This is a genomic window from Rhizobium sp. 268, assembly GCF_036571585.1.
Lineage (GTDB): Bacteria > Pseudomonadota > Alphaproteobacteria > Rhizobiales > Rhizobiaceae > Rhizobium > Rhizobium redzepovicii.
On the sequence record NZ_JAPPSO010000002.1, the window covers coordinates 250,933 to 274,307 of the forward strand.

General features: G+C 60.3%; 22 protein-coding genes and 1 pseudogene. 14 read left to right on the forward strand and 9 right to left on the reverse strand.

Going from position 1 to position 23,375, the window contains the following annotated elements:
* Positions 1-182: 182 nt before the first annotated feature.
* The 7 genes from OS035_RS04630 to OS035_RS04660 all read right to left on the reverse strand — a co-directional run bounded on the left by OS035_RS04630 (position 183) and on the right by OS035_RS04660 (position 7,693).
* Positions 183-1,253 (reverse strand): DUF5666 domain-containing protein, encoded by a 1,071-nt coding sequence (locus tag OS035_RS04630; protein ID WP_097629404.1) that lies wholly within the window; start codon positions 1,251-1,253, stop codon positions 183-185.
* Positions 1,250-2,113 carry a DUF6502 family protein gene (locus OS035_RS04635; RefSeq protein WP_097629456.1) on the reverse strand — a complete coding sequence of 288 codons (864 nt, stop codon included), beginning with the start codon at positions 2,111-2,113 and terminating at the stop codon, positions 1,250-1,252. The genes OS035_RS04630 and OS035_RS04635 overlap by 4 nt, the downstream gene beginning before the upstream one ends.
* A gap of 184 nt (positions 2,114-2,297) precedes the next feature.
* The gene (locus OS035_RS04640) at positions 2,298-2,672 is read right to left on the reverse strand and encodes a hypothetical protein (RefSeq protein WP_097629405.1); all 375 of its coding nucleotides are present in this window, start codon (positions 2,670-2,672) and stop codon (positions 2,298-2,300) included.
* Between the two features lie 10 nt (positions 2,673-2,682).
* Positions 2,683-3,729 (reverse strand): flagellar hook-associated family protein, encoded by a 1,047-nt coding sequence (locus tag OS035_RS04645; RefSeq protein ID WP_097629406.1) that lies wholly within the window; start codon positions 3,727-3,729, stop codon positions 2,683-2,685.
* 2 nt (positions 3,730-3,731) lie between these two features.
* Entirely contained in the window at positions 3,732-5,192 is a 1,461-nt protein-coding gene (gene flgK, locus OS035_RS04650; protein ID WP_097629407.1) for a flagellar hook-associated protein FlgK, read from the reverse strand.
* A gap of 13 nt (positions 5,193-5,205) precedes the next feature.
* The gene (locus OS035_RS04655; protein ID WP_097629408.1) at positions 5,206-6,498 is read right to left on the reverse strand and encodes a flagellar hook protein FlgE; all 1,293 of its coding nucleotides are present in this window, start codon (positions 6,496-6,498) and stop codon (positions 5,206-5,208) included.
* A 319-nt stretch (positions 6,499-6,817) separates the two neighbouring features.
* Positions 6,818-7,693: an EF-hand domain-containing protein gene (locus tag OS035_RS04660; RefSeq protein ID WP_097629409.1), complete on the reverse strand. Its 876-nt coding sequence runs from the start codon at positions 7,691-7,693 to the stop codon at positions 6,818-6,820.
* Between the two features lie 165 nt (positions 7,694-7,858).
* Here OS035_RS04660 and OS035_RS04665 point away from each other — a divergent pair, with 165 nt between their 5' ends.
* The 12 genes and pseudogenes from OS035_RS04665 to OS035_RS04720 all read left to right on the forward strand — a co-directional run bounded on the left by OS035_RS04665 (position 7,859) and on the right by OS035_RS04720 (position 20,206).
* Complete coding sequence (locus OS035_RS04665; protein ID WP_097629410.1) at positions 7,859-8,506, forward strand: TetR/AcrR family transcriptional regulator; 648 nt, start codon at positions 7,859-7,861, stop codon at positions 8,504-8,506.
* Positions 8,507-8,713: 207 nt separating this feature from the next.
* Entirely contained in the window at positions 8,714-10,897 is a 2,184-nt protein-coding gene (locus OS035_RS04670; protein ID WP_097629411.1) for a DUF1217 domain-containing protein, read from the forward strand.
* A 158-nt stretch (positions 10,898-11,055) separates the two neighbouring features.
* The gene (locus OS035_RS04675; RefSeq protein ID WP_097629412.1) at positions 11,056-12,831 is read left to right on the forward strand and encodes a methyl-accepting chemotaxis protein; all 1,776 of its coding nucleotides are present in this window, start codon (positions 11,056-11,058) and stop codon (positions 12,829-12,831) included.
* 449 nt (positions 12,832-13,280) lie between these two features.
* Positions 13,281-14,120, forward strand: a complete 840-nt coding sequence (locus OS035_RS04680; RefSeq protein ID WP_097629413.1) for a transporter substrate-binding domain-containing protein — start codon at positions 13,281-13,283, stop codon at positions 14,118-14,120.
* A 131-nt stretch (positions 14,121-14,251) separates the two neighbouring features.
* The gene (locus OS035_RS04685; protein WP_097629414.1) at positions 14,252-14,914 is read left to right on the forward strand and encodes an amino acid ABC transporter permease; all 663 of its coding nucleotides are present in this window, start codon (positions 14,252-14,254) and stop codon (positions 14,912-14,914) included.
* Between the two features lie 5 nt (positions 14,915-14,919).
* Positions 14,920-15,579, forward strand: a complete 660-nt coding sequence (locus OS035_RS04690; protein ID WP_097629415.1) for an amino acid ABC transporter permease — start codon at positions 14,920-14,922, stop codon at positions 15,577-15,579.
* 12 nt (positions 15,580-15,591) lie between these two features.
* The gene (locus OS035_RS04695; RefSeq protein ID WP_097629416.1) at positions 15,592-16,362 is read left to right on the forward strand and encodes an amino acid ABC transporter ATP-binding protein; all 771 of its coding nucleotides are present in this window, start codon (positions 15,592-15,594) and stop codon (positions 16,360-16,362) included.
* Between the two features lie 201 nt (positions 16,363-16,563).
* Positions 16,564-17,280: a GntR family transcriptional regulator gene (locus OS035_RS04700; protein ID WP_097629417.1), complete on the forward strand. Its 717-nt coding sequence runs from the start codon at positions 16,564-16,566 to the stop codon at positions 17,278-17,280.
* Between the two features lie 29 nt (positions 17,281-17,309).
* On the forward strand, positions 17,310-18,095 hold the full coding sequence (locus tag OS035_RS04705) for a transporter substrate-binding domain-containing protein (protein ID WP_097629418.1): 786 nt from the start codon (positions 17,310-17,312) through the stop codon (positions 18,093-18,095).
* Positions 18,096-18,174: 79 nt separating this feature from the next.
* Complete coding sequence (locus OS035_RS04710; protein WP_097629419.1) at positions 18,175-18,846, forward strand: amino acid ABC transporter permease; 672 nt, start codon at positions 18,175-18,177, stop codon at positions 18,844-18,846.
* A pseudogene (locus OS035_RS04715) lies at positions 18,843-19,503 on the forward strand (amino acid ABC transporter permease). The gene OS035_RS04710 and the pseudogene OS035_RS04715 overlap by 4 nt, the downstream one beginning before the upstream one ends.
* The gene (locus tag OS035_RS04720) at positions 19,481-20,206 is read left to right on the forward strand and encodes an amino acid ABC transporter ATP-binding protein (protein WP_331813407.1); all 726 of its coding nucleotides are present in this window, start codon (positions 19,481-19,483) and stop codon (positions 20,204-20,206) included. The pseudogene OS035_RS04715 and the gene OS035_RS04720 overlap by 23 nt, the downstream one beginning before the upstream one ends.
* Before the next feature lie 145 nt (positions 20,207-20,351).
* On the opposite strand, the gene OS035_RS04725 is transcribed toward OS035_RS04720, so the two are convergent.
* Positions 20,352-21,086, reverse strand: a complete 735-nt coding sequence (locus tag OS035_RS04725; protein WP_097629422.1) for a PspA/IM30 family protein — start codon at positions 21,084-21,086, stop codon at positions 20,352-20,354.
* Complete coding sequence (locus OS035_RS04730) at positions 21,083-21,529, reverse strand: YjfI family protein (RefSeq protein ID WP_097629423.1); 447 nt, start codon at positions 21,527-21,529, stop codon at positions 21,083-21,085. The genes OS035_RS04725 and OS035_RS04730 overlap by 4 nt, the downstream gene beginning before the upstream one ends.
* Before the next feature lie 104 nt (positions 21,530-21,633).
* On the opposite strand from OS035_RS04730, the gene OS035_RS04735 reads away from it, so the two are divergent.
* Positions 21,634-22,689: an ion channel gene (locus OS035_RS04735; protein WP_097629424.1), complete on the forward strand. Its 1,056-nt coding sequence runs from the start codon at positions 21,634-21,636 to the stop codon at positions 22,687-22,689.
* Positions 22,686-23,345 carry a YjfK family protein gene (locus OS035_RS04740; RefSeq protein WP_097629425.1) on the forward strand — a complete coding sequence of 220 codons (660 nt, stop codon included), beginning with the start codon at positions 22,686-22,688 and terminating at the stop codon, positions 23,343-23,345. Before OS035_RS04735 ends, OS035_RS04740 begins: the two co-directional genes overlap by 4 nt.
* Positions 23,346-23,375 lie beyond the last annotated feature (30 nt).

Here is a 23,375-nt window from a genome sequence, read left to right on the forward strand (position 1 = left end):
CATCGCCGCACGCGTGCACGCGGTTTGTCTTAATAAGCATTTTGAAATCAAGCGATTGGCTAGCGGGCGTGGGGCGAACCCGTTAGCCAATCGGCAAACCCGTCCTGGAATCACCCAATGCGGATTCGCAAGGGCAATAAAATGGGAAAATTTCCCATATGTCAATATGGGTGACTGCGTTTTCAGTGCGGACCCGGATCCGGGGGCGGCGACCCCGGAGGTGGCTCGCCAGCGCCGGGTGGCGGGCCTCGCCTGTCCGGAGCGGGAAAATCTCCGCCGGGCCCGCCTCTGCCGAAAGGCGCGTGATCGGGCCGCGGTCCATCCCCAGGGCCGTGTGGCGGGCGGGAACCAAAGCCATCGGGACCCATTCCGGGAAAGCCGGTCATTCTGCTCGAATCGCGGACGCCGATATCGACGAAGCCATGACCATCGGCAGAGAGCCGCATCGAGCCGGACGGTGCGCCCCCAAGTCCGGAACCCGCCTCGCCTCTGTCCGTTGGCCGGAACGTCTCGATATTGACGGTGCCGCGTTTGAGGCCCGGCACCACGGGTTCGGTCTGAACGCGGGTAATCACCAATCGGTCGGCGACCGCCTTGAGACGCACGAGCGTTTGTTTGCCGGCGAGGTAGCCATGCGTGCTTCCAAGCGACAGGCCGCCGATCAGGACGCGGTTGCCGCTCTTGACGGGAACGCCGCGGAGATGGGCGCCGTCGGACACGGAGCGGGGCTCGATACGCCGGGCAATGATCGTGCCGTCTGGTTTGCGGATGCCGAACACGGCGACCCGTTTGCCTTTCCGCAAGCCCTTCGTCGCTAAACCCGATGTGTCGACGGTTTGCGAAAGTATCCTTATCCCGGTCTTATCGATCCGGTCGATACGGCCCTGAACCTCGCTGACGATCGTAATGCGGGCCGCGCGCTTTCCGGTCAGCAGCACCCGGGCGACATGGCCGACTTTCATCGCGCTCGCGGGTACGCGTCGCCCGTCGATCTCGACCGGCGTCGTCGCGCTGAACGGTATGTGGATATTGTTGACGATGATGCTGCCGAAACCCTGGATGGTCCCGACAATACCGGTTCCGCCGATCCCATGATCTTCGTTCTCGCCGCCTCCCTGGATGGCAAGACCGGACCCGCCGATTCGGTGATCGCTGGTGCCTGTCGGCTGCGCGGCGGCAAGTTCCGGCCGCAGGACCTGAAGCGCGATGCCGCCCAGCAGAAACTGTCTTCTCGAGATCGCCGACGGGCTCATTCGTCGATCTCCTGATTGGAGGCGGTTTCTGCCGCAGGATCCGTTTCGCGTTCCTCGGTCATGATATAGAGCCCCGCGATCCAGCGGCTGCTGCCGCCGGGATCGTCCTTGATCGCCTGATGGGCGATCTTGTTGAGCTTCAGGAGCAGCGTCATACTTTCCTGGCGCGCAAGCTCGTCGAGCCGGGCCGCCAGCGCGGGCGACATGCCGTCATAGTGAACGGCGCGTTCGAAATAGGGAGGAGGCTCGTTCATCAAGTTCATGACCGACGCCTGCACATGATCACGAAGGTTACGGGTGAAATAATGCCGGCGAGCGTCGTCCCCGGCATTCGGGACGATCGATGAGAGGTCGAGCTGGACCCGGCCGTCCTCATCAAGAACGACGATGCCTCGGTCCAGCCATTCGTCCAGGATGGAGCGCGGGTGGACGTCTTTGGTGATGTCGCTCACCAGGCTCTCGAATGACGGACTGCCGTCGCTTGATGTTCGGGGCAGGGCGCTCGGCCTGTCCTCGGCGTCGCAATAGAGCGGGTCGGCAAGCCAGCGCGCAAGGATGCGGCTCGTCTGTGAAACGCCGACGGTGAGGAATGAGGGGTCGAGCGCCAGTCCGCGTAGCCGGTTGACGTCCTTGCGGTGGATGCCTGTCAGGAGCGAGATGCGGCTATCCGTCTGCTGCTTGTTCGGCAGCGCGAATTCCTTCTCCGCCACTTCGATGTAAAGGCGGCGAAGCACGGTGGTAAAGGCGGTGAAGTTAAAACCGGAAGCGAGAGCGAGTTTGACCAGCGGGCGCAGGACGCGGATCAGCATGGCCTGCGAGGTCTCTTCGGAGAATGGCAGCTTCGCGCGCGGCTTTGACATCGACAACACACTTGGTCCCTGAAAGACCGTTGCCGAAAGACCTTCGGAAGCAGCCTCGGTCTCCTTTAAGGCAAGGTCCACCCTGCCGCAACGCACAGGCGACATGCAAGCCCAACCTATGCCATGCTCCCTGGCGACGCGGGCCGGATTACAACACCTTCCGGAGGGTATTTTACATAGTCTATCAATGCCTTGTGTTTTCCGACTCGGGGGAAAGCAAGGCGCCCTGACGCCAGTCGATCAATCGGTCGATCCGAGCAATCTTGTGGAAAACCTCGAAGACGTCGAATGACGAGCCTTTCTCGATATACGACGCCAGGAGCTCGCAAAGCTCGAATATTTCAGGCGGCGTGCCCGTCATCTCGACGCCGTCATCGGTGAAAATCCCCGATCGCGGCCAGGCCTGGGCCTGTTGTTCGTCGAGTTTGTTTCCGACGAAAGGGATCGTGTTGATGATGCCGGAGGCAAGCGCGAAGGCCGCCTCCGCCACGATTTCGGAGCAGCTCGAGTTAGGCTCTCTGGTTAAGGCCGGCATTTGCAACCGTTTGAATTCCCGCATGTTCAATCCGTCAGAGATAGTTGACCAGGCTCAGGCCCTGGAGTTTCGAGACGAGCGTGTAGGCCGTTTCCAGCTGCGTCTGCAGCTGGTTGACGAGCGTCGACGCCTCGTAGGCATCCACGCCCTGGAGATCGACGAGCTTTCCCTGGAGCAGGCTTGACTGGGCATCGAGGGCGTCATTTGCCTTTTCGAGCCGCTCCTGCGAGAGGCCGAGCTGGCTTTGCTGTGTGACGATGCCCGATGTCGCCTGCGCCGCATAACCGATCGACTTCGTCGCGACGGTGCTCTGCGCATCGGAGCTCAGATCCTGGCCGAAGAGGGCGGAGACGACGACGGAGGCAAGCGCCAGATAGCGCATGCCTTCGGAATTGGCGTTGGTGGACGAGGTGATGGTTTCCGAGCCGCTGATACGGCTCGTCATGTCGGTGCTGGAGGCAGTCGACCAACCTGTGGAAGCGTCCGTCCAGCCGCTTTCGGAAAACATCGGCTCGACCGTGTCGATGATGAATGTGCCGATTTCCTCTCCGGTCAGCTCGTTGACGTCTTTTCCAAGACCGGTTGCATAGTCGCCGAGCGCCGTGACGATCGCATCCGAAACCGTGGAGGACTGATCGGTCAGCGGCTGGCTGTCGAGGTTGGTTCCGCCAAACAGGAACTCGCCGTTGACTGAGGTATTTGCCGTCGAGATCAGCTGCGAAATCGTGGAGGCTGCGGTCTGCAGGGCAACGGCGATGCTGGTCGTATCCTGGCTCGCCTGGAGCGCGGTCAGGTTCGAGACCAGGCTGTCGCCGGCATCCTTGAGGCTGGAAAGGGCGGTCTGCGATGCGTCCATGCGCAGTTCGACGACGGCGTTGCTCGTCTGGAATGAGGCGGCCTGGTCGATAGCACTGGTGAGGTTGATCGTTCTTGCGGTGCCGGCGCCAAGCGATACGCCGATATCGGCGTAGGTTCCGGTCGTCGCTTCCGTCGAGGCCTGCTGCAGCTTGCTCTGGGACTGGCTGATGGTCAGCCGCAGGACGTTCTGCATCGCAGATGATGAGACAAAAGAGGCTTTCATAACTAGCTCGCTATGTCGAGGAGCGACTTGAACATCTCGTCGATGACGTTCAGGATCTTCGTCGCCGCCTTGTAGGATTGTTCGATATCGAGAAGGAGCGTCAGCTCCTCGTCGAGGTTGACGCCGGCTTCGTTGGAATAGGCCTCGTCGGAGCGCGACAGCGCGGCAGTCGTGTTTTCGGAGGCCGACGTCGCATCGCTGCGATATTGTTCCAACCAGCCGATGGAGGAGCTGGCGTAATCCATCAGGCTTTGCGTGGTGGAAAGACCGGCGTCCGAGGAGAACGAGCGCTGTTCCGTCAACGCCGTATAGAGGGCGTCGAGATTGTCCGAGAAACCGCTGTCTCCCGAGCTGTTGAGATCGGTGATGCCGCTGATCGTTCCGTCGCGCAGCTTCGTGGCATCACCGCCCTCGCTGGTAACGACGGCAAGATTGACCGAGATCGACGACGCGATGCCGGTGATATCGTCGGAATCCGACGGTGTTCCCCCTGATGTCCCCGACGCGGTGGTCCAGACGAAAAGTCCGGGCGCGCTGGTGCTGCCGTCGGTTTCCGAGAAGGCCTGAACGAGCGACTTGGCGATCTCGTCGAGTTGGGCCTGGAATGTCGGTGCGATGTCGTCGCGAAGCTGCAGCAGCGCCTGCAGGCTGCCCGAGGCGCTGGTCGTCGATCCCTCGCCGGCGTCGAGCGCAACGCCGTCGATATAGACCGAATTGCCCTCCGTTCCGGCCACATAGGTTGTCGTCGGCACGTATGTGACGGTGCGCGGTACGGTCTCGAACAGCACGGTGCCGTCGGAGGTGTAGAGCGCCATGTCGTTGTTGTCGCGCACGGCCGTGGTGACGCCGACGATCGAGGAGATCTGCTTCAACAGCTTTTCTCGTTCGTCGAGCGCCGAGGAGGTATCGGCGCCGGTCGCCGTCGCCAGCTTGACGGCATTGTTGGCCGTCTCGAACTGCGACAACAGCGTATTCAGCGAGGAGACCTGCGTGGCGATCTCCGCATCGGCATCGGCTCGGATCGACTGGACGCCGTCGCTTGCGGTATTCAGCGAATTGGCAAGATCCTGCGCGGCGGTGACGGCCGATTGCGCCGCGGTCGTGCTGCTCGGCGATGTGGCGAAGGTCTGCAGCGCCTGCTGAAATGCCGAGAGGTATGTGCTCGGCGAGGTCTCGTAGTCGTGGCCGCCCATCAGCGACTTCAAGCTTTCGAGGCCGGTCACCAGCGTCTGCTGGGCGCTGTCCTTGGAGTTCGATTGCAGATATTGCGCCAGCAGCGCAGTTTCCTGCGCTCGGCTGATGCTGACGACCTGGGCGCCGGAGAGAGACGTCGTGATCGACGCCTCCCGTCTCACATAGTCGGAATTTCCGACATTGGCGATGTTGGTCGAGACGACGCTGCTCTGCTGGCCCGTATTGTTGAAAATACTTTGGACGCTGTTCAAGGCGGAGGTGAGCGACATTCAGCTGCTCCCTCTATCGCTTCAGGTTGACGAGGACATCCATGATATCGGAGCCGGTTTGAAACACCTTCGAATTGGCGGTATAGCTGCGCTGTGCCTCGATCATCTCCGTCAGTTCGCCAGCGAGATCGACGTTCGAGCTCTCGAGGGCGCCGGACTGGATGGAGCCGAGCCCGTTTGTCTGCGGAAAGCCGGTGACGGTAACGCCCGACTGGCCGTTGGCGCTGTAGACGTTGCCGCTGAGCAGCGTCAGATTGTCGCGGCTGGCGACCGTCGCAAGCGGGATCTGATAGAGAGCCTTGGTCGCCCCGTTCGCATAGGAAACCGACACCACCCCGTCCGTGCCGATGGATACCGAACTCACCGCACTTGCGGCCTGACCGTCGGCCGAGCCCGTCGCCGAGAAGTCGGAGGCGAGCTGGGTAAAGTCCGAATAATCCATGGTGATCGTCTGTGCGGTGACCGCATCGACGATATCGGTATCGGTCGCAGAGGTCAGCTGACCGTCGGCGTCGAAGGAGAGTGTCGCAACGCTGACGGCGTCGGAGGAGTAAGGGAAGGACGTCGTGCCGCCGGTGGTGGCATCGGCATTGCGGTAAACTGCTACCTCCCAGGTGCTTCCGGTGACCGCGCCGGCGGAATCCGTCGTGACACCCGTCTTGGTGAAATAGTAGTCGTACTGGACGGTGCCGCCGAGGCTGTCATAGGCAACCAGCGACATCTTCTGCGTATCGTCGGTGACATCGGACGTGTTGGCGCTCGGCAGCGTTGTCGTGTCGGTGACGACGGTTGCCTCGGAATTCAGGTTGCCGCTGAAATAGGCGCTGGTCGAAGCAACCGCGCTCAATCCCGATTGGGACACGTTGACCGGCACCAGCCCATCGAAGCCGTTGACAACAACCGCAGGCACACCTGAATCATAGGAATATCCCATGAGGGTAAATCCGGCGCCGTTGACCAGGTTGCCGTCGCTGTCGACGGAGAAGTCGCCGGCCCGGGTGAGGACCGGCGTGCCGTCGGCGCTTTGCACGATGAAGAAGCCATCTCCTGATATCGCCAGGTCATAATCCGAGGTCGTATAGGAAATGTCGCCCTGTTGAGAAATCGCCTGGCGCACGGATGTCTGGACGCCGCCGGAATTGTAATTGCCTGAGGACGACGGCAGCACCAGCGACGAGAAGGATGTGGAGACGGCTTTGTAGCCGACCGTGTTTGCGTTGGCGATATTGTCGGAAACCGTGCTCAGCCGGTTTGCCTGGGCGCTCATGCCGGAGACGGCGGTTTTCATGCTTCCAAAAATGCTCATGGCTCAATCCTTTAAGGTTTGGGAACATGCCATGTGACGAGAGGCCTCCAGGCCCGAATAACGGGCGCACGACATCGCTGGCGCCGGGCAAAGCCCACACCGGTGGATGATCTGATTGTCTGGATTGACCCCGTAATGGCGATAGGCGCTGCGGCTCATCCGCGCGCTGGTGCGGTGCGCCTGTCACGGTGCACCATGTGAATACTTCGATAGTTCAGCGGCCCGGCTGAAAGCTCTGCCGGCTCGATTGCCGGGCCGCTGTCAGACCGCCGCATTGCAGCTTCTCCAGCGACTGCGACGCGACGCTCCTTGTCGGCTGTCAGCTCGTGGTGCTTGCGGACAATGAACCGCTGCCCGATGTGTCGAGAAGATCGAATAGCTGGCTCGCCTGGCTTTCGGTGACGTCGTCCGGCCTGCCAACCATGAACTCGTCCAATGATACGAGCCCGTCTCCATCGGTATCGAGATCGGACAGCAGGGATGCGGTCTGCTCATCGTCAGCGGGCGGCGGCGGTGGCGGTCCCTCGGGGCGTTGCGACGACTGAGCGGACATCGCCTCGGTCAATGCATCGACCGACAGCGAGCCGGCGCTTTCGCTGTCGAAGCTGTCGAACAGCGTGCCTGCCTGATCCTCGCTCACGTCGGACGGCCGGCCTGCGACGAATTCCGCCTTGCTCACCAGCCCGTCTCCATCTGTATCGAGATCGGAGAGCAGCGATGAAAGCTCGTCATCGCCTTCGGGCGGCGGCGGTGGCCCGCCGGCTCGCCCCGATCTCTGGGCGGACATGGCCTCGGTGAGCGCATCGACCGACAGCGAGCCGGAATCTTCGCTGTCGAAGCTGTCGAACAGCGTGCCCGCCTGATCCTCGGTCACGTCGGATGGCCTGGCTGCGACGAACTCGGCCTTGCTCACATAGCCGTCGCCATCGGTGTCGAGCTGCGCAACATCCATGCCTTCGTCGCCGTCCTGCTCCCCGCTGGAGCCGGACTGTCCGCTAAGGCCGTTCATCGTCAGCGACATCAGCTGGGACATGAGTTTTTCGACGCTGTTGGTCGAGTCTTCGCCGAGCTGCTGGCTTGTGGTTGATTTTTTTGCCGAAACCGTATTACAGGATAGGAGGTCCTGGGATGCGGATGTCGAGTTCTTGCTATAGGAATAGGAAGAAATCGATGTTGCTGCAGAAATGGTCGTCATAAGCGCTCCATCGCTAAAGAGGGTGGGGATGCAACGCATTACAGAACTGATTAGTTCTCTAAATCGAAATTACTAATGCCACAACCGAAAAACTCATCCCTCAGAAATCGCAGTCCGCTTTTCCGGGCCGTCGGCGTGCGCTTCGGTAAAGCGGTTTAGATCGTCATGGATGGTGTTGACGAGCCCGCAGATGAGCCGCGCAAGCGAGGCCGGCCGAAAGTCTCCAGCGATGAGGACAAGCGGACGCATATCGTCGAAATCGCCCGCCGTGTTTTTGTAAAATACGGCTATGCCGGAAGCACCACCGCGGTGGTGGCCACCGAGGCAGGTGTCTCGAAACAGACGCTCTACAAGCTGTTTCAGAGCAAGGAAGAGCTGTTTGCCGCCGTGGTGGGCGCCCATCGGCGCCTGATGCTCGACCTGCCGAGGCCCGCGGAAGACCTTCCGATCGCCGAAAGCCTCGAACATATCTTCATGATCGACATGGATGAGGAGAAGGATGCGGACCGCGCCGGTTTTCTGCAGCTCGTCTTTCGCGAAGCGGCGCAGTTTCCAGAGCTTATCGACATTCTGCAGCACGAAGGCATGCTTGCCAGCCGTCAACACCTCGCCGACTGGTTGAGCGATCGTCGGGCGGAAGGCAGATTGACCCTTGATGATCCGGCGAGCGGAGCCCGGATGCTGATGGACATGATCTTCGGCGGTATGGGCCCGCCGGAAGGGCGCGCCCAAGCCTGGCCCGACCGGGCCGGACTGCTCGCCCATCTTCGCCGCTGCATCGCAATCTTCGCCGCCGGCGTCGGGGCTTCGTAGACCCGAAAGGCGATGCTTCGACTTTTGTCTTTCAATTCCCTATTGAATTAATTATAGAACTATATAGTTCTCTTAAATTGATTCGGCCACATGGATGTGGCTGCGCATCGCCATGACCGGCGACGACATCCCAGCAGGATCGAAATTTCACCGCGGCTGCCGGCAGGCTTTCGCGCGCGCTGCCGCGCCCATGAAAAGGGACAAGCATTGGTTTCCACCTACGTAAGCTATCTCGCAGTCGCGCGTAATCTCAACGCCAGCCTCTCGAGCGTGGCGTCCCAGGGCACGGTTGCCCGCGACAGCGCCTATTACAAGGAAAACATCGGCAAGGTCACGACGGTCGACGAGTTCATGGGCGATTACAAGCTCTACTCCTATGCCATGAAGGCCTACGGGCTCGACGACATGACCTATGCCAAGGCCTTCATGAAGAAGGTGCTGGAAAGCGATCTCAGCGATTCATCGAGCTTCGCCAACAGTTTGAGCGACGGCCGCTATGCCGAGTTCGCCGCCGCCTTCAAATTCGGCGGAGAGACGAAGACGGCGCAATCTGATGTGCAACGGGACACTCTGCTCGATGCTTATGAGGAGTCCTTCGACACCGAGGCGGAAGACATTGCCGACGAGACGGATTATTTCGAAGAGAATATCTCGTCGATCACGTCGGTCGATGATTTCCTCTCGAGTTCGAGACTGAAGAATTATGCGCTGACCGCTTTCGGTCTCAGCACCGATTACACCTCCAGCAGTTTCCTGAAGCAGGTTTTGACGAGCGACCTCGACGATTCCGACAGCTTCGTCAATCAGCTCGGCGACGACGTCTATGTCAGCCTGGCGAAGGCCTTCAACTTCAACGAGGACGGCTCGACCGACGGCGACGTGATGTCGGAAGATCAGATCTCGCTGGTGACGAGCGGTTATGCGGTGGCTTCCTCGACCATTGCCTCTTCGGACACCGGAGAGGCTTATGACACTTATTTCGCGGCGGAAATTGGAAACATCACCTCCGTCGATCAGTTGATGAGCGACGACAAGCTGGTCGGCTATCTCAGGATCGCCTACGGGCTGACCGACGACGAATCCGACACTTTCATTTCCGCGGCGCTTAAAAGCGCCGATATTGCCGACGCGATCGGCCTGTCGGATCTGCACGACGCCTTCAATTTCGATGAGGACGGCGCGCTTGCCGATGGCGACACCGCCCAGACGTCGGAACAGACCGCCACGACCACGGCAGCCTTCGATGAAAATTATCAGGTGCTGATCGCCAATACCGACACGGAAGATGCCGTCGACAACTACACGACGCGCATCGCCAGCGTCACCTCGATCGATGATTTCCTCGTGTCAAATGCCGATGATGACGATGACGACAATGACGATCTCCCGGAAATGTGGGAAATGGCGTTGCGCGCCTTCGACATCGATCCGGACAGCGTTTCGAGAAGCCAGGTGCGGAAAATTCTCGAAAGCGATCCCACGGATTCCAAAAGCTATGTCAACAGCCTAGACGACGACCGGTTCGTCGCCTTTCGCAAAGCATTCAACTTCGACAGCGATGGCGACGTCACCGTTCCCTTGCAGGCCATGTCGGAATCCGTCGTCGACGACTATGCCGCCTATTATAAACAGAACAAGATCCGCTACCTCGACGGGGACGAACTGACCGAGGCGACCGACGCGGCGGATGACGAGATCAGCTATTTCCGTGAGCAGATGGCGACGATCACGACGGCGAGCGAATTTCTGGCCGATGATCGCCTGGTTAGTTTTGCGCTCGAGGCAAAGGGGCTCGACCCGGACGATGTCACGTCGGACCAATTGGAGAAGATGTTTTCTTCCGATCTCGACGACGAAGATAGTTACGTCAACAAGCTGGACGACAGTCGCTTTGCCGAGCTCGTCGGCTCGTTCAATTTCGATCAGGACGGCAATATTTCCGCCGATCCCACAGGGACGGTGCAACAGCGCGGCGACGTGCTGGAAACGATCGACTCCTATGTCAGGCTGACGCTCGAAGACGACCAGGGTGACAGCAACACCGGCGTGCGCCTGGCGCTCTATTTCCAGCGCAAGGCGCCGGAGATATCGAGCGCCTATGGCATTCTGGGCGACAGCGCGCTCTTCGAGTTTTTTACCACGACCTTCAACCTGTCCAGTTATGTCTCGAATATGGACGTCGACAAGCAAGCCGAGATGGTCGACAACTTCATCGACATCAAGGATCTGGCAGATCCTGACAAAGTCGACGATTTGATCAAACGCTTCACCGCCATGTATGATGTCGCCAACGGCACGGGTACCACGTCGACAGCACTTTCGATCCTGAACGGCTCAGCAACGATCAGCGCAGACACGCTGCTTGCGATGGCGCAATTGAAAACCGGCTGAGTGATTTTGGCCTCGCTCATGATGAGCGTAACATCCATTTCAGAACGAAAGCAGACCGCTAAACCTTATATTAATCATTAAATCCCCATTAATAGGCATAGGCAAATATTCGTGACGTGTCCGAATTGACTGCGATGAAATCTGTGGGGGATTTGTGAGTGAGCATTCTTGATCGTGGTGCAAATGCTATCGCTGCTCTCGCTGCTCTATCCAACTCGCAAGCCATGATCGAGTTCGACATGTCGGGCATGATCCTCACCGCGAACGAAAATTTCTGCAGGGCGCTCGGCTACGAATTGCGGGAGATCGCTGGACAACATCACCGCATGTTCGTCGAACCCGCCTATGCATCCTCGGCGGAATACAAGGCCTTCTGGACGAAGCTGTCAGCCGGGAAATTCGAGCAGCAGCAATATAAGCGGCTCGGAAAAGGTGGCCGCGAGGTCTGGATCGAAGCATCCTACAATCCCGTGTTCCGGCGCGGGAGACCGGTCAAGGTCATCAAGATCGCAACCGATATCACCGCGCAGAAGCTGAAATCCGCCGAGGATGCGGGTAAGATCGACGCCTTGTCGCGGGCTCAGGCGATCATCGAATTCACGCCGGGCGGCGAAGTGCTTGGTGCCAACGACAATTTCCTTGCCGCCCTCGGCTATTCGCTTGCCGAAATCCAGGGCAAACATCATTCGATGTTCTGCGAAGCTGACTATTCGAAGTCGGAAGCTTACAAGGACTTCTGGCGAAAGCTTGCGAGCGGCCAGTTGATTGCCGACGAATTCATGCGGGTGGGGAAGGGTGGACGCAAAGTCTACATCCAGGCGTCCTACAATCCGATCTTCGACCTGAACGGCAAAGTGTTCAAAGTCGTCAAGTTCGCAACCGACGTTACGGCTCGCGTCGAGAATGTCGAACAACTTGCTTACTGCCTGACAAACTTTGCCGACGGCGACCTGTCGCAGACGATCGCGAAGCCTTTCATTCCTTCGCTGGAGCGGCTGCGCACCGATTTCAACAGCGCCTCGGAGAAGCTGAAGGACGCCATGGTAACGGTGGCCGAAAATGCCAAGGCGATTTCGGCCGGTTCCAACGAAATTCGCACCGCGGCCGACGACCTGGCCAAGCGCACCGAGCAGCAAGCCGCATCCGTCGAAGAAACAGCGGCCGCTCTTGAGGAAATCACCACCACGGTCAAGGATTCGAGCCGTCGCGCCGAGGAGGCCGGTCATCTGGTGGCGCGTACCAGGGATCATGCGGAGCATTCCGGCCAGGTGGTGCGGGATGCCATCGGAGCGATGGATCAGATCGAAACCTCGTCGCACGAAATTTCCAACATCATCGGCGTTATCGATGAGATTGCCTTCCAGACGAACCTTTTGGCGCTCAATGCCGGCGTAGAGGCGGCGCGGGCAGGGGAGGCCGGCAAGGGGTTTGCGGTCGTCGCCCAGGAAGTGCGCGAACTGGCGCAGCGCTCGGCGAAGGCCGCGAAAGAGATCAAGAGCCTGATTACGGCGTCCGGTTCCCACGTCGCAAACGGCGTCGCCCTGGTGACGAACGCCGGATCGGCGCTGCGGGAAATCGCCACTCAGGTTCACGAAATCAATACCAACGTCACGGCGATCGTCGAGGCGGCGCGCGAGCAATCGACGGCGCTCGGTGGCATCAGCCAGGCCATCAACACTGTCGACCAGGGAACGCAGCAGAATGCCGCAATGGTCGAGGAGCAGACTGCTGCAAGCCATGGCCTTGCACGGGAGGCTGCCGCACTCTTCAAGCTCCTTGCGCAGTTCCGTTTCGAAGACGGGCCGAAAACACGGTCTTCGTCGTCGCAGGCGGGGCGTCATCCTTCGATGCCGTCGGCTTTAAAAGTTGTCCGCACGGCCTCGGTTCATGGAACGGCGGCTGCCGCGCTGAAGTCCGATTGGGAAGAATTCTGATTTAGTTCAAATCAAAGCGACAGCGTTGCTTGCACGCCTAAAGGCGCGGCACCGTAGGTCTGAGGGCAGCTCCGCAGGGTCTCGGTGCCGCGCGGCGCCTCGGGTTCGAGTAGAGCGTGGCACCCCACTGGATAACCTGAAGCACGCGCTCTTGCCCTTGTCATAAGGTTGGACTTCTGCCTCGCTTCGGCAATGAAGTCATTGCCGGCCGCTGCGTTGCGGCCTCCATATGCATTCCCCGATACGTCGGAACGCAGCCAGGCGATCAGCCTCGCAAGCGGCAGGAAAATGCTGCACTGCCGAAAAAATCACCACGTGCGCCGCTGCGCGTTTTTTCAGCATGACCCATTGACAATTCGTCCTTGATGGCACTTGATAGGCTATTCCAGTAAAACAGACAAGCGTCCATTATACTGGAATATACGAGAACCATCCATAAGGGGAACGCCATGACTATTTCCTTTCGCACCGGCGTGATGTCGCTGGCCGCCGCTGTGCTGCTCTCCACGCCTGCACTGGCCGACGGCAGCAAGCTCGATGAAGTGCTGGCCCGCGGCCATCTCGTGCTCGGGACGGGCAGCACCAACGCGCCCTGGCACTTCAAGAGCGCCGACGACAAGCTTCAGGGTTTCGACGTCGACATGGGCCATATCATCGCCAAGGCGCTGTTCGGCGATCCTGAGAAGATCGAATATGTAAACCAGTCCTCCGACGCTCGCATCCCGAACATCACCACCGATAAGGTCGATATCACCTGCCAGTTCATGACCGTTACCGGCGAACGCGCCCAGCAGGTCGCCTTCACCATTCCTTATTATCGCGAGGGTGTCGGTCTGATGCTCAAGGCGGACGGAAAATATGGCGACTACGCCGCTCTCAAGGCCGCCGGTTCCTCCGTCACCATCTCGGTTCTGCAGAACGTCTATGCCGAGACGATGGTGCACGCGGCATTGCCGGAGGCCACCGTCGATCAGTATGATTCCGTCGACCTGATCTATCAGGCCCTGGAGTCGGGACGCGCCGATGCCGTTGCCACCGACCAATCGTCGCTCGCCTGGTACATGACGCAGAATCCGGGCCGCTATAAAGATGCCGGCTACGGCTGGAACCCGCAGACCTACGCCTGCGCCGTCAAGCGCGGCGATCAGGACTGGTTGAACTTTGTCAACACCGCCCTGCACGAAGCCATGACCGGCGTGGAGTTCGACTTTTACGCCAAGTCCTTCAAGACCTGGTTCGGCAAGGATCTGACGCCGCCGCAGATCGGTTTCCCCGTTGAGTTCAAGTAACGGCCATGCGGAGCGGGACCTGTCTCCCGCTCCGCTGCAGCCCCGCGCGTCTTTCGAGGCGCACAAAGGACGCTGCAACACTTTGAATCTGCGCATCGTGCACGATGCGTTAGTCTGAAAGGGCGGCCCGCATGGGTTATACGTTGAACTTCGGTGCCGTCTGGCGCAATTTCGATTTTCTGTTGAGCGGGCTTGCGCTAAGCCTCGGTTTGGCGGTGATCTCGATCCTGATCGGGGCCGTGTTAGGCCTGGTCGTGGCCTTCGCGCTGACGTCCAAAAACCGCCTGGCGGTGGTGCCGGCGCGGGTCTATGTCACTGTCATTCGCAACCTGCCGATTCTCGTTCTGGTGCTATTCGCCTTTTTTGCGCTGCCGCAGATGGGCTTGCGCCTCGACAAGATAAAAAGCTTTGTGCTGGTTCTCTCCCTCTATTCCGGCGCCTATCTAGCCGAGGTGTTCCGCGCCGGCCTGCTGTCGATCCCGAAAGGGCTGACGGAAGCCGGCCTCGCCATCGGCCTGACGGGGATGCAGATCCGCAGCTCCATTATCGCTCCGCTGATGCTGCGCAACGTGCTGCCGTCGCTGTCCTCGACGATTATCTCGCTGTTCAAGGACACTTCGCTTGCAGCCGCCATCGCCGTGCCGGAACTGACCTTTGCTGCCCGCAAGATTAATGTCGAAAGCTTTCGCGTCATCGAAACCTGGATGGTCACCTCCGCCCTCTATGTCGCGACCTGTTTCCTGATCGCCGCCGTGATGCGCTTCGTCGAGCGCCGTCTGGCCCTGCCGAGATAGACCCGATGCCCCACACCTTTCTCGAACAACTCTGGATCGCCCGCTACGTCATTATCAACGGCATCGGCGTGACCGTGTCGATCTCTCTGCTGGCCATTCTCGCAGGGTCTGTCCTCGGCGTCTTCGTCGGCCTGGCGCTCGTTTATGGCGGCGTTATTTTGCGGCTGATCGTGCGCGCCTATACCGATATTATCCGCGGCACGCCGGTACTCGTGCTGGTACTGGCAAGCTATTATGTCTCCGCCGCCGTTGGGCTCGATCTCGGGCCGTTCTCCGCCGGGGTGCTCGCCCTTGCGATCTTCTGCTCCTCGCATGTCGGCGAGATCGTCCGCGGAGCATTGCAGGCGATCCCGAAGGGGCAGACCGAAGCGGCCAAGGCGATCGGCCTGACTTTTACCCAGACCTTCACCTCTGTGCTGTGGCCGCAGGCCATGCGACAGTGCCTGCCGGCCTGGGTGAATACGGCCGCCGAGATGGTCAAGGCCTCGACGCTGCTCTCCGTCATCGGCGTTGCCGAGCTGCTGCTGCGCACGCAGGAGATCATCTCCCGCAATTTCATGAGCCTCCAGTTTTATTTCCTGGCCGGCGGTCTCTATTTCATCGTCAACTACGGCATCGAGCACTTCGGCAAATATGTCGAGCGCAAGACCGCCCTGCCGTCCTGAGGAGTTCCCCCGATGGCCAAGACCATTCTCGACATCAAGGGTCTGCGCAAGACTTACGGCGTCCACGAAGTCCTCAAAGGCGTCGATTGCGCCGTGGAGGAAGGCGAGGTTATTTCCATCATCGGCTCGTCCGGCTCCGGAAAGACCACCTTGCTGCGCTGCGTCAACATGCTGGAAGAATTCCAGGGCGGCACGATCAGTCTCGATGGCGAGGAGATCGGCTACCGCGTCGACGGCGCAACCCGCCGCCGCAAGGGCGAGAAAGAGATTGCCCGCCAGCGCGCGCTGACCGGCATGGCCTTTCAGCAGTTCAATCTCTTCCCGCATATGAGTGCCGCCGAAAACGTCATGCTCGGTCTCGTCAAGGTGAAGAAAATGACGAAGCCGGAGGCCCGCGCCGTCGCGGAAAAATGGCTCGATCGTGTCGGCCTCTCCGCTCGCACCAACCATTATCCCGGTCAGCTTTCCGGCGGCCAGCAGCAGCGTGTCGCCATCGCCCGCGCCATCGCCATGTCGCCGCGGCTGATGCTGTTCGATGAGGTGACATCGGCGCTCGACCCGGAACTGGTGGGCGAAGTGCTGCAGGTCATCAAGGGGCTCGCCGCCGACGGCATGACCATGCTGCTCGTCACCCATGAGATGCGTTTCGCCTACGAGGTTTCATCGCGCGTCATTTTCATGAACCAGGGCGTCATCTGCGAGGAGGGCGACCCGAAGGAAATGTTTGTGCGGCCGAAGACCGAACGGCTCGCGGAATTCCTCAAGACCTCGAGTTTCAACTAAAAGCACGAAGACGATCGGCGCGGCAGTTCGACCGCAGATGAGAAAGATCGCGGTCGCACTGACCAGCGTCTTCGGGCGCCGGCGCCCGCACAAATTGCGTTCAATCTGCATTCCGGGCAGGCAAATTTCCCGCACAGCATTCGCGACATCTTGAAAATCCTGAACACAGGATTTTGGCATGCGCTTTGCTTTCTGTCTTGTATGCAAGATAGCCACACATCCGAGACCACGCAGAAATCCATCGAGGCGACGATCGTCTCCGGCATCCTTTCTGCCAAGATCCGGCCCGGTACGCGACTTGGCGAAAACCAGCTGGCAGCGCTCTTCGGCGTGTCCAGAACCCGCGTCCGGGAGGCGATGATGCGCCTGGAGACACGCGGCATCGTGCATGTCAGCCCTCGGCGTGGTTGGTTTGTCGTCGAGCCGTCCGCGGAAGATGCGATCGCGGTCTATGAGGCGCGGCGGATCGTCGAGGCCGGGCTGCTGCGCAGCATGCGGACGCTGACGGAGGAGGGCAGCAAGGCGCTCGACGCGCATCTCACCGAGGAGCGAAATGCCATGGCGGCGGGCGACCGCCAGCGCCTGACCTATCTGATGGGCGATTTCCATATCCGCATCGCCGAATTGAGCGGCAACGCCATCCTCGTCGATATCCTGCGCGACCTGACCGCGCGGACGATCCTCATTTCGATGCTCTATCAATCTGAATTTCACGCCGCACAATCCCACGAGGGGCACTGCCGCATCTTCGAGGCCATGCAGGCGGGCGATTTCGTCAGAGCTGCAGAACTCTCCGTCGAGCATCTCGACGACGTGGAAATGGGCCTCGACCTCACCGCCCGCCCGGACCCGCTTTCGGATCTGCGCAATTCCCTGTCGCTCCCGCCCAGGACCGCGTCCCCGCCTCTCAGCCCCTAAAAACAGCACTTCAAAGGAGTAATGAACGCATGCTGACAATACGAGTTTTCTTCGCAATCGCGACCCTGGCGGCAGGCCTCGGCATCGGCTCCGCTTCTCGTGCCGATGCTCTCGCCGACATCACGGCGCGCGGTACGCTGCGTGTCGCGGTTCCGCAGGATTTCCCGCCATTCGGCAGCGTCGGCACCGATATGGCGCCGATGGGCTACGATATCGACGTCGCCAATCTCATTGCCGAAAAACTGGGCGTCAAGATCGAGCTGGTGCCGGTCACCAGCGCCAACCGCGTGCCCTATCTGCAGACCAACAAGGTCGACTTGGTCATATCAAGCCTCGGCAAGAATGCGGAGCGCGAAAAGGTGATCGATTTCTCCACAGCCTACGCTCCCTTCTTCAACGGCGTGTTCGCGCCGGCCGATGTTTCGGTTGCCAAGGCGGAAGACCTCGCCGGCAAGAGCATTGGTGTCACGCGCGGCTCGGTCGAGGATTTGGAACTGACGAAGATCGCGCCGGCCGATGCGACGATCAAGCGTTACGAGGACAATAACGGCACGATCTCAGCCTTCCTATCCGGCCAGGTCGACACCATCGCCACCGGCAACGTCGTGGCGGCGGCGATCCTCGCCAAAAATCCCCCCAAGCGCCCTGAGCTCAAATTCCTGATCAAGAACTCGCCCTGCTACATCGGCCTCAACAAAGAGCAGGCAGCTCTTCTGGAGAAGGTCAACGGCATCATCGGTGCCGCCAAAACCAATGGCGCGCTGAACGCCATATCGCAGAAGTGGCTAGGCACCGATCTCCCGTCAGATCTCTGAACGACCCGGACTTACGGATGTCATCCCGCGCCCGCAGGCGGGATGACATCCGCTCGTCACCGCAAGAGGGGACAATTCTTTGAGCTATCATTTCGAATTCGGTTGGCTGCTTCAATATTACCCTGAGATCATCAAGGGCATACTGGTCACCTTGGAACTGATCGCGATCGGCGGACTGCTCGGCATTTCGCTCGGCATCGGCTGTGCCTGGGTGCGCGCACTCGGGCCGGCCTGGCTGAAACCTGTCGTTGCCGCCTATGTCGAACTGATCCGCAACACGCCGTTCCTGATCCAGCTGTTTTTCATCTTCTTCGGCCTGCCGTCGCTCGGCCTCCAGCTTCCCGAATTGACCGCCGCCAACCTCGCAATGGTCATCAACCTTGGCGCCTATAGCTGCGAGATCATTCGCGCCGGCATCCAGGCAACCCCGAAGGGTCAATTCGAGGCAGGCGAGAGCCTTGCCATGACGCGCTTCGAAACCTTCCGCCATGTCGTGCTCGTCCCGTCACTGCAGCGTATCTGGCCGGCGCTGTCGTCGCAAGTCGTCATCGTCATGCTCGGCTCGTCGATCGTGTCGCAGATCGCCGCCGAAGATCTGACCTTTGCCGCGAATTTCATACAATCGCGAACCTTCCGCGCCTTCGAGGCCTACATCGTCTCGACAGCCATCTATCTGGTGATGGCGATCCTGCTTCGGCAGGTGTTGGGCGTGATCGGCGGCTTGATTTTCCCGAGGAGAAAAGCACGATGATCGAGTTCACCCTTTGGGACATCCTGCGAAACCTGCTGCTCGCCACCCGCTGGACGATCCTGCTTTCGCTCGTCTCCTTCGTCGGCGGCGGCGCGGTCGGGCTGGGGCTGCTGTTCCTGCGCATCAGCAAGCGCAAGCCATTCAGGGTGCTTGCGAAATATTATATCGAGCTGTTCCAGGGTACGCCGCTGCTGATGCAGCTCTTCATCGCCTTTTTCGGTCTCGGACTCTTCGGCATCGACGTGCCGGCCTGGCTTGCTGCGGGATTGGCGCTGACCCTGTGGAGCGCCGCCTTTCTCGCCGAGATCTGGCGAGGCTGCGTCGAATCGGTCGCCAAAGGGTCAGTGGGAAGCCTCCGCCAGCCTCGGCATGGGCCGGCTGCAGCAGATGCGCCATGTCATCCTGCCGCAGGCGCTCAGGGTCGCCATACCGCCGACGGTCGGCTTCTCCGTCCAAATCGTCAAGGGAACGGCGCTGACCTCGATCATCGGCTTCGTCGAATTGTCGAAAGCCGGCACCGTGGTCACCAATGCCACCTTCCAGCCCTTCACCGTCTACGGGCTCGTCGCCCTCATCTACTTCGCCCTCTGCTGGCCCTTGTCGAAAAGCAGCCAGATCCTGGAAAGGAAGCTCAATGTCGCTCATCGAAATCACTGAAGTCCGCAAGAGCTTCGGAGCCACCGAGGTGCTGAAAGGCATCAATCTCGATGTGCAGGCCGGCGAGGTCATCGCCATTATCGGCAAAAGCGGTTCGGGCAAATCGACCCTGCTTCGCTGCATCAACGGCCTGGAGACCATCACCGACGGTTCCATCTCCGTGGCCGGCGCGCAACTCCTCGATCACGAAGTGCATCTGAAGGCCCTGCGCCTCAAGGTCGGCATGATCTTTCAGCAGTTCAATCTCTTCCCGCACCTGACGGCGGGCGGCAACGTCATCCTGTCGCAGACGGTGGTCAAGAAGACCCCGAAGGCCGAAGCCGAGGCCATCGCCCGCAAGATGCTGGAGCGGGTGGGGCTTGGGCACAGGTTCGACGCCTATCCGGACGAACTCTCCGGTGGCCAGCAACAGCGCGTCGCCATCGCCCGGGCGCTCGCCATGCAGCCGGCAGCCCTTCTCTGTGACGAAATCACCTCGGCGCTCGACCCGGAACTGGTCGCCGAGGTTCTGGCCGTCGTGCGCGAGCTTGCCGCGGAAGGGATGACGCTGCTGATGGTCACCCATGAGATGAAGTTCGCCCGCGACGTCTGTAGCCGCGTCGTCTTTATGCATCAGGGCCGGGTCCACGAGGTGGGCCGGCCGGAGGAGGTCTTCGCCAACCCGCAGACGGCCGAGCTGAAGCAGTTTCTCGGCGTCAATTAGAAACGACGACATGCTCTCGCTTATGCCGGCCGGCTTCGTCGCAGAAGATGGCGCACGCGCGCCGCTTTCAACCAACAAGCGCGCGGGCGCTCGAATCCGCAGACGTGCTGGGAACGGCAGGCAAGGCTGCCGTTCCCAGGGATTGTCAGTCTTTCTGGCCGGCGGGGGCGGGCAGCAAGACCGGCTCGGCCGAATGTTTGGGGAGCATTAGTTGTGCCAGAATGTCATCAGCCGAATGGCTGGAACCGCCAATGCCGGCTTCGCGCAGCTGACGATCGAGATCGCCGCCGTTTTCCAGCGCGGCGAGCTCTGCACCGGCTTCGATGCGCCCGGCAGTGATTTCCTGGCGTTTCTTGATGCGTTCGAGACTTTCGACGGCGCTGCCGAGACGGGTATTGATGCCCGACTGGTTATGGGCGATCGCCGACTGAGCGCGCAGCAGCGACTCGTTGGCTTTGACGTTCTCCACCTCGCGCTTCATCTGAGCAATGCGTGCTTCGGTGTCCTGGATCGTGCGCAGCATCTGCTGCTGGCGGGGCAGCAGCCGATCGAGCTCTTCCTGGTCGCGCTGCACTTCGGAACGGCTGGCGGCGATGCGCTGCGCCAGGCCCTGAGCGAGATCCGTGCGGCCGGCCGATATCGCGGCGCGAGCGCTGTCGGTATCCTTGGTTTCCTTTGCGCGGTTTTCTTCGAGCCGGCGCATGACGCTCTTGTTGGCGGCCATGATGCCGGCCAGATCGGATCGCGCCCGGCGCAGCGACTGTTCGGCGTCGCGGATTTCCTGGTCGAGAATGCGCATGGATTGGTTGTCGGCGGCGGCTTCAGCCGCCTCGTTGATGCCGCCGCGAATGGCGGTGAAAATCTTTCCCCAGGTGCTCATGCGGCAATCTCCCCGCTTTTCCACTCATCAATCATGTGTGCCGCATCGACGGCATTGGCCGCCAGAATTGCCACCTCTTCGACCACCGTGTCGGCTGGCGAGTGCGCCGACAGCGAACCGAACAATTCATACCATTCCTCACCGTCGATGGTGGTGATGCCGAAGCTGGAGAGCGGCACGAACTTGTGCGTCTTGAGCACCATGCGTTCGAAGGCTTCGCGATTGGGCACCTCCTTGCACGGCAAAAGAACGGCGCTGACAAGAATGTCGCGTTCTCCGCTGACCGCGACGAAGACGTCGAGATCGCCTTTTTCCTTAAGGGTGACGCATATGACGTCGCCCTGTTCGGGTACGGCTACGTCCACATCACCGAGCGCCGCCGGATCGGCGGCGAACAGGCGCGTTAAAGTGGTGAGGTTCCAGGTCTCCAAAAAGTCCTCCATCGGTTGGAATTCGAAAAATATCTGGGTATTCGATATGCCACTTAAAGGGGTGGCGCGGTAAATAAATTTCGCTAGGTTACGCACGGGGAACGGGGGCGAATCGCGTGCCATTTATCGCTTCATTGCTGCGGCGTGTATATCTCTCGCTCAGCGAATTGGCCTGGTCCGCCCTTTTTATTCTTCTCGTGATCCATCTGGCCGCCTCCTACCTGCTCTTTATGCTGTGCGGCGAAGGCGATCTCGTCGGCAATCCGATCGATTTTCTTTACTACTATATGGTGACAGCCACGACGGTCGGCTATGGAGATCTTTCCCCAAAATCGGGATTTGGCCGGATCATTGCCGTCCTCTTCGTCCTTCCCGGCGGCATTGCCATCTTCACCGCCGTTCTTGGCAAATTGTTGACAACGATCGGCACGATCTGGAGGAACCGCATGCGCGGATTGGGTGACTACAGCGAACGCAGCGGTCATATCATCGTCTTAGGCTGGCAGGAGGGGCAGACATACCAGATGCTGCGGCTGCTGCATGCCGAACGGCAGGCCAACGAACCAATGAGCGTTCTGGTTGCCAAGGAGCTGGCGGAGAATCCCGCCAGCGATTACACCGACTATATCAGAACCGAGCGGCTCGCCGATGCGGACGCTCTGGTGCGGGCCGGAGTGGCGCAGGCGCGGGCAATCATCGCGCGCGGAGCAAATGACGACGAGACGCTGGCCGCGGTGCTGATTGCCGAAGACCATGCGCCCAATGCCCATATCGTCGCTTATTTCGCCGACGACCGCACAGCCCAGATGGTCAAACAACTCCGGCCGCGCGTCGAGGCGGTGGGCTCGCTCGCCGAGGAGCTGCTGTCGCGTGCAGCCCGCGATCCGGGCTCTTCGGAGATCGCCGCACGGCTGCTATCGGCCGCCTCCACCGATACGGCCTTTTCCCTGCCGGTTCCGCCTTTGCAACGGCCACTGCTCTATGGAGACGTATTTTTAAGCCTCAAGCGTGAGCATAACGTCACGCTGGTGGGCTTGCTGAGCCAGGGCATCACCGACCTCAATTGCCGGGACGAGGTGCTGATGCGGGGCGGCGAGACTCTTTACTACATCAGCGGAATGCGGCTAGATCCCGCTGCCGTCGCTTGGGCTCGAATGGGAGACGTATCATGATCGGCTGGTTCGGCAGAGACAAGAACGAAAAGCCCTTGCCCAGAGAACTTGGCCCCTTGGGCGCCGCCATCGGCGGGGCTCTGGAGATCGATTTCCTCTCCCTCGAGGCCGAGGCTTTGGGCGGCGAGCCGGCCATGCCGCTGCCACGGAGCGGCCCCTTCATCATTGCCGGCTACGGCGAGAGTTCGCTCGATGCCGCAACGGTTCTGTCGCGCTACTACGATGAGGACCACCGGATGATCCAGGTGATGTCGGCGTCGGGCCAGCCGGGCGATGCCGTCGACGACATCAGCTTTTATCAATCCTGGGACAGCGTCGTGCCGGCCGGGCAGAGCGAATGGAACCGCTGGACCGGGCCGGGCGGCCTGATCGGCCAGCCATCCTACGATGCCGACGGTATCCTCTATAGCCGCTTCTGGGGCGAAGGCCCGGAGCGCGCGCAACTGGTGGAATTTGTCGAAAAGGTCGAGGATGGTGAAGCGCAGCGCTCCATTCACCAGACCTGTATGTTGTATTACCGCCCGCTTGGCTCGACGCGCGAAATGCTTCTGATCAATGTCGAGCGTGATCTCGACCTCGGACAGAGCCAAGCGGGAAGCTCGGTGGAATTTCTGATCGGTTATGGGCTTGCTCCAGCCGATGTCCGCCGCGTCTGACACACTATCAATTTTTGACGGAGGAGTTTT

Excerpts from the sequence above, each read along its gene's own strand:
- OS035_RS04655 (WP_097629408.1), bottom strand. The coding sequence starts at position 6,498 with ATGAGCATTTTTGGAAGCATGAAAACCGCCGTCTCCGGCATGAGCGCC.
- OS035_RS04660 (WP_097629409.1), bottom strand. The coding sequence starts at position 7,693 with ATGACGACCATTTCTGCAGCAACATCGATTTCTTCCTATTCCTATAGC.
- OS035_RS04690 (WP_097629415.1), top strand. The coding sequence starts at position 14,920 with ATGCCCCACACCTTTCTCGAACAACTCTGGATCGCCCGCTACGTCATT.
- OS035_RS04635 (WP_097629456.1), bottom strand. The coding sequence starts at position 2,113 with ATGTCAAAGCCGCGCGCGAAGCTGCCATTCTCCGAAGAGACCTCGCAG.
- OS035_RS04730 (WP_097629423.1), bottom strand. The coding sequence starts at position 21,529 with ATGGAGGACTTTTTGGAGACCTGGAACCTCACCACTTTAACGCGCCTG.
- OS035_RS04725 (WP_097629422.1), bottom strand. The coding sequence starts at position 21,086 with ATGAGCACCTGGGGAAAGATTTTCACCGCCATTCGCGGCGGCATCAAC.
- OS035_RS04685 (WP_097629414.1), top strand. The coding sequence starts at position 14,252 with ATGGGTTATACGTTGAACTTCGGTGCCGTCTGGCGCAATTTCGATTTT.
- OS035_RS04680 (WP_097629413.1), top strand. The coding sequence starts at position 13,281 with ATGACTATTTCCTTTCGCACCGGCGTGATGTCGCTGGCCGCCGCTGTG.
- OS035_RS04645 (WP_097629406.1), bottom strand. The coding sequence starts at position 3,729 with ATGAAAGCCTCTTTTGTCTCATCATCTGCGATGCAGAACGTCCTGCGG.
- OS035_RS04700 (WP_097629417.1), top strand. The coding sequence starts at position 16,564 with ATGCAAGATAGCCACACATCCGAGACCACGCAGAAATCCATCGAGGCG.
- OS035_RS04740 (WP_097629425.1), top strand. The coding sequence starts at position 22,686 with ATGATCGGCTGGTTCGGCAGAGACAAGAACGAAAAGCCCTTGCCCAGA.
- OS035_RS04630 (WP_097629404.1), bottom strand. The coding sequence starts at position 1,253 with ATGAGCCCGTCGGCGATCTCGAGAAGACAGTTTCTGCTGGGCGGCATC.
- OS035_RS04705 (WP_097629418.1), top strand. The coding sequence starts at position 17,310 with ATGCTGACAATACGAGTTTTCTTCGCAATCGCGACCCTGGCGGCAGGC.
- OS035_RS04640 (WP_097629405.1), bottom strand. The coding sequence starts at position 2,672 with ATGCGGGAATTCAAACGGTTGCAAATGCCGGCCTTAACCAGAGAGCCT.
- OS035_RS04695 (WP_097629416.1), top strand. The coding sequence starts at position 15,592 with ATGGCCAAGACCATTCTCGACATCAAGGGTCTGCGCAAGACTTACGGC.
- OS035_RS04720 (WP_331813407.1), top strand. The coding sequence starts at position 19,481 with ATGTCGCTCATCGAAATCACTGAAGTCCGCAAGAGCTTCGGAGCCACC.
- OS035_RS04665 (WP_097629410.1), top strand. The coding sequence starts at position 7,859 with ATGGATGGTGTTGACGAGCCCGCAGATGAGCCGCGCAAGCGAGGCCGG.
- flgK (WP_097629407.1), bottom strand. The coding sequence starts at position 5,192 with ATGTCGCTCACCTCCGCCTTGAACAGCGTCCAAAGTATTTTCAACAAT.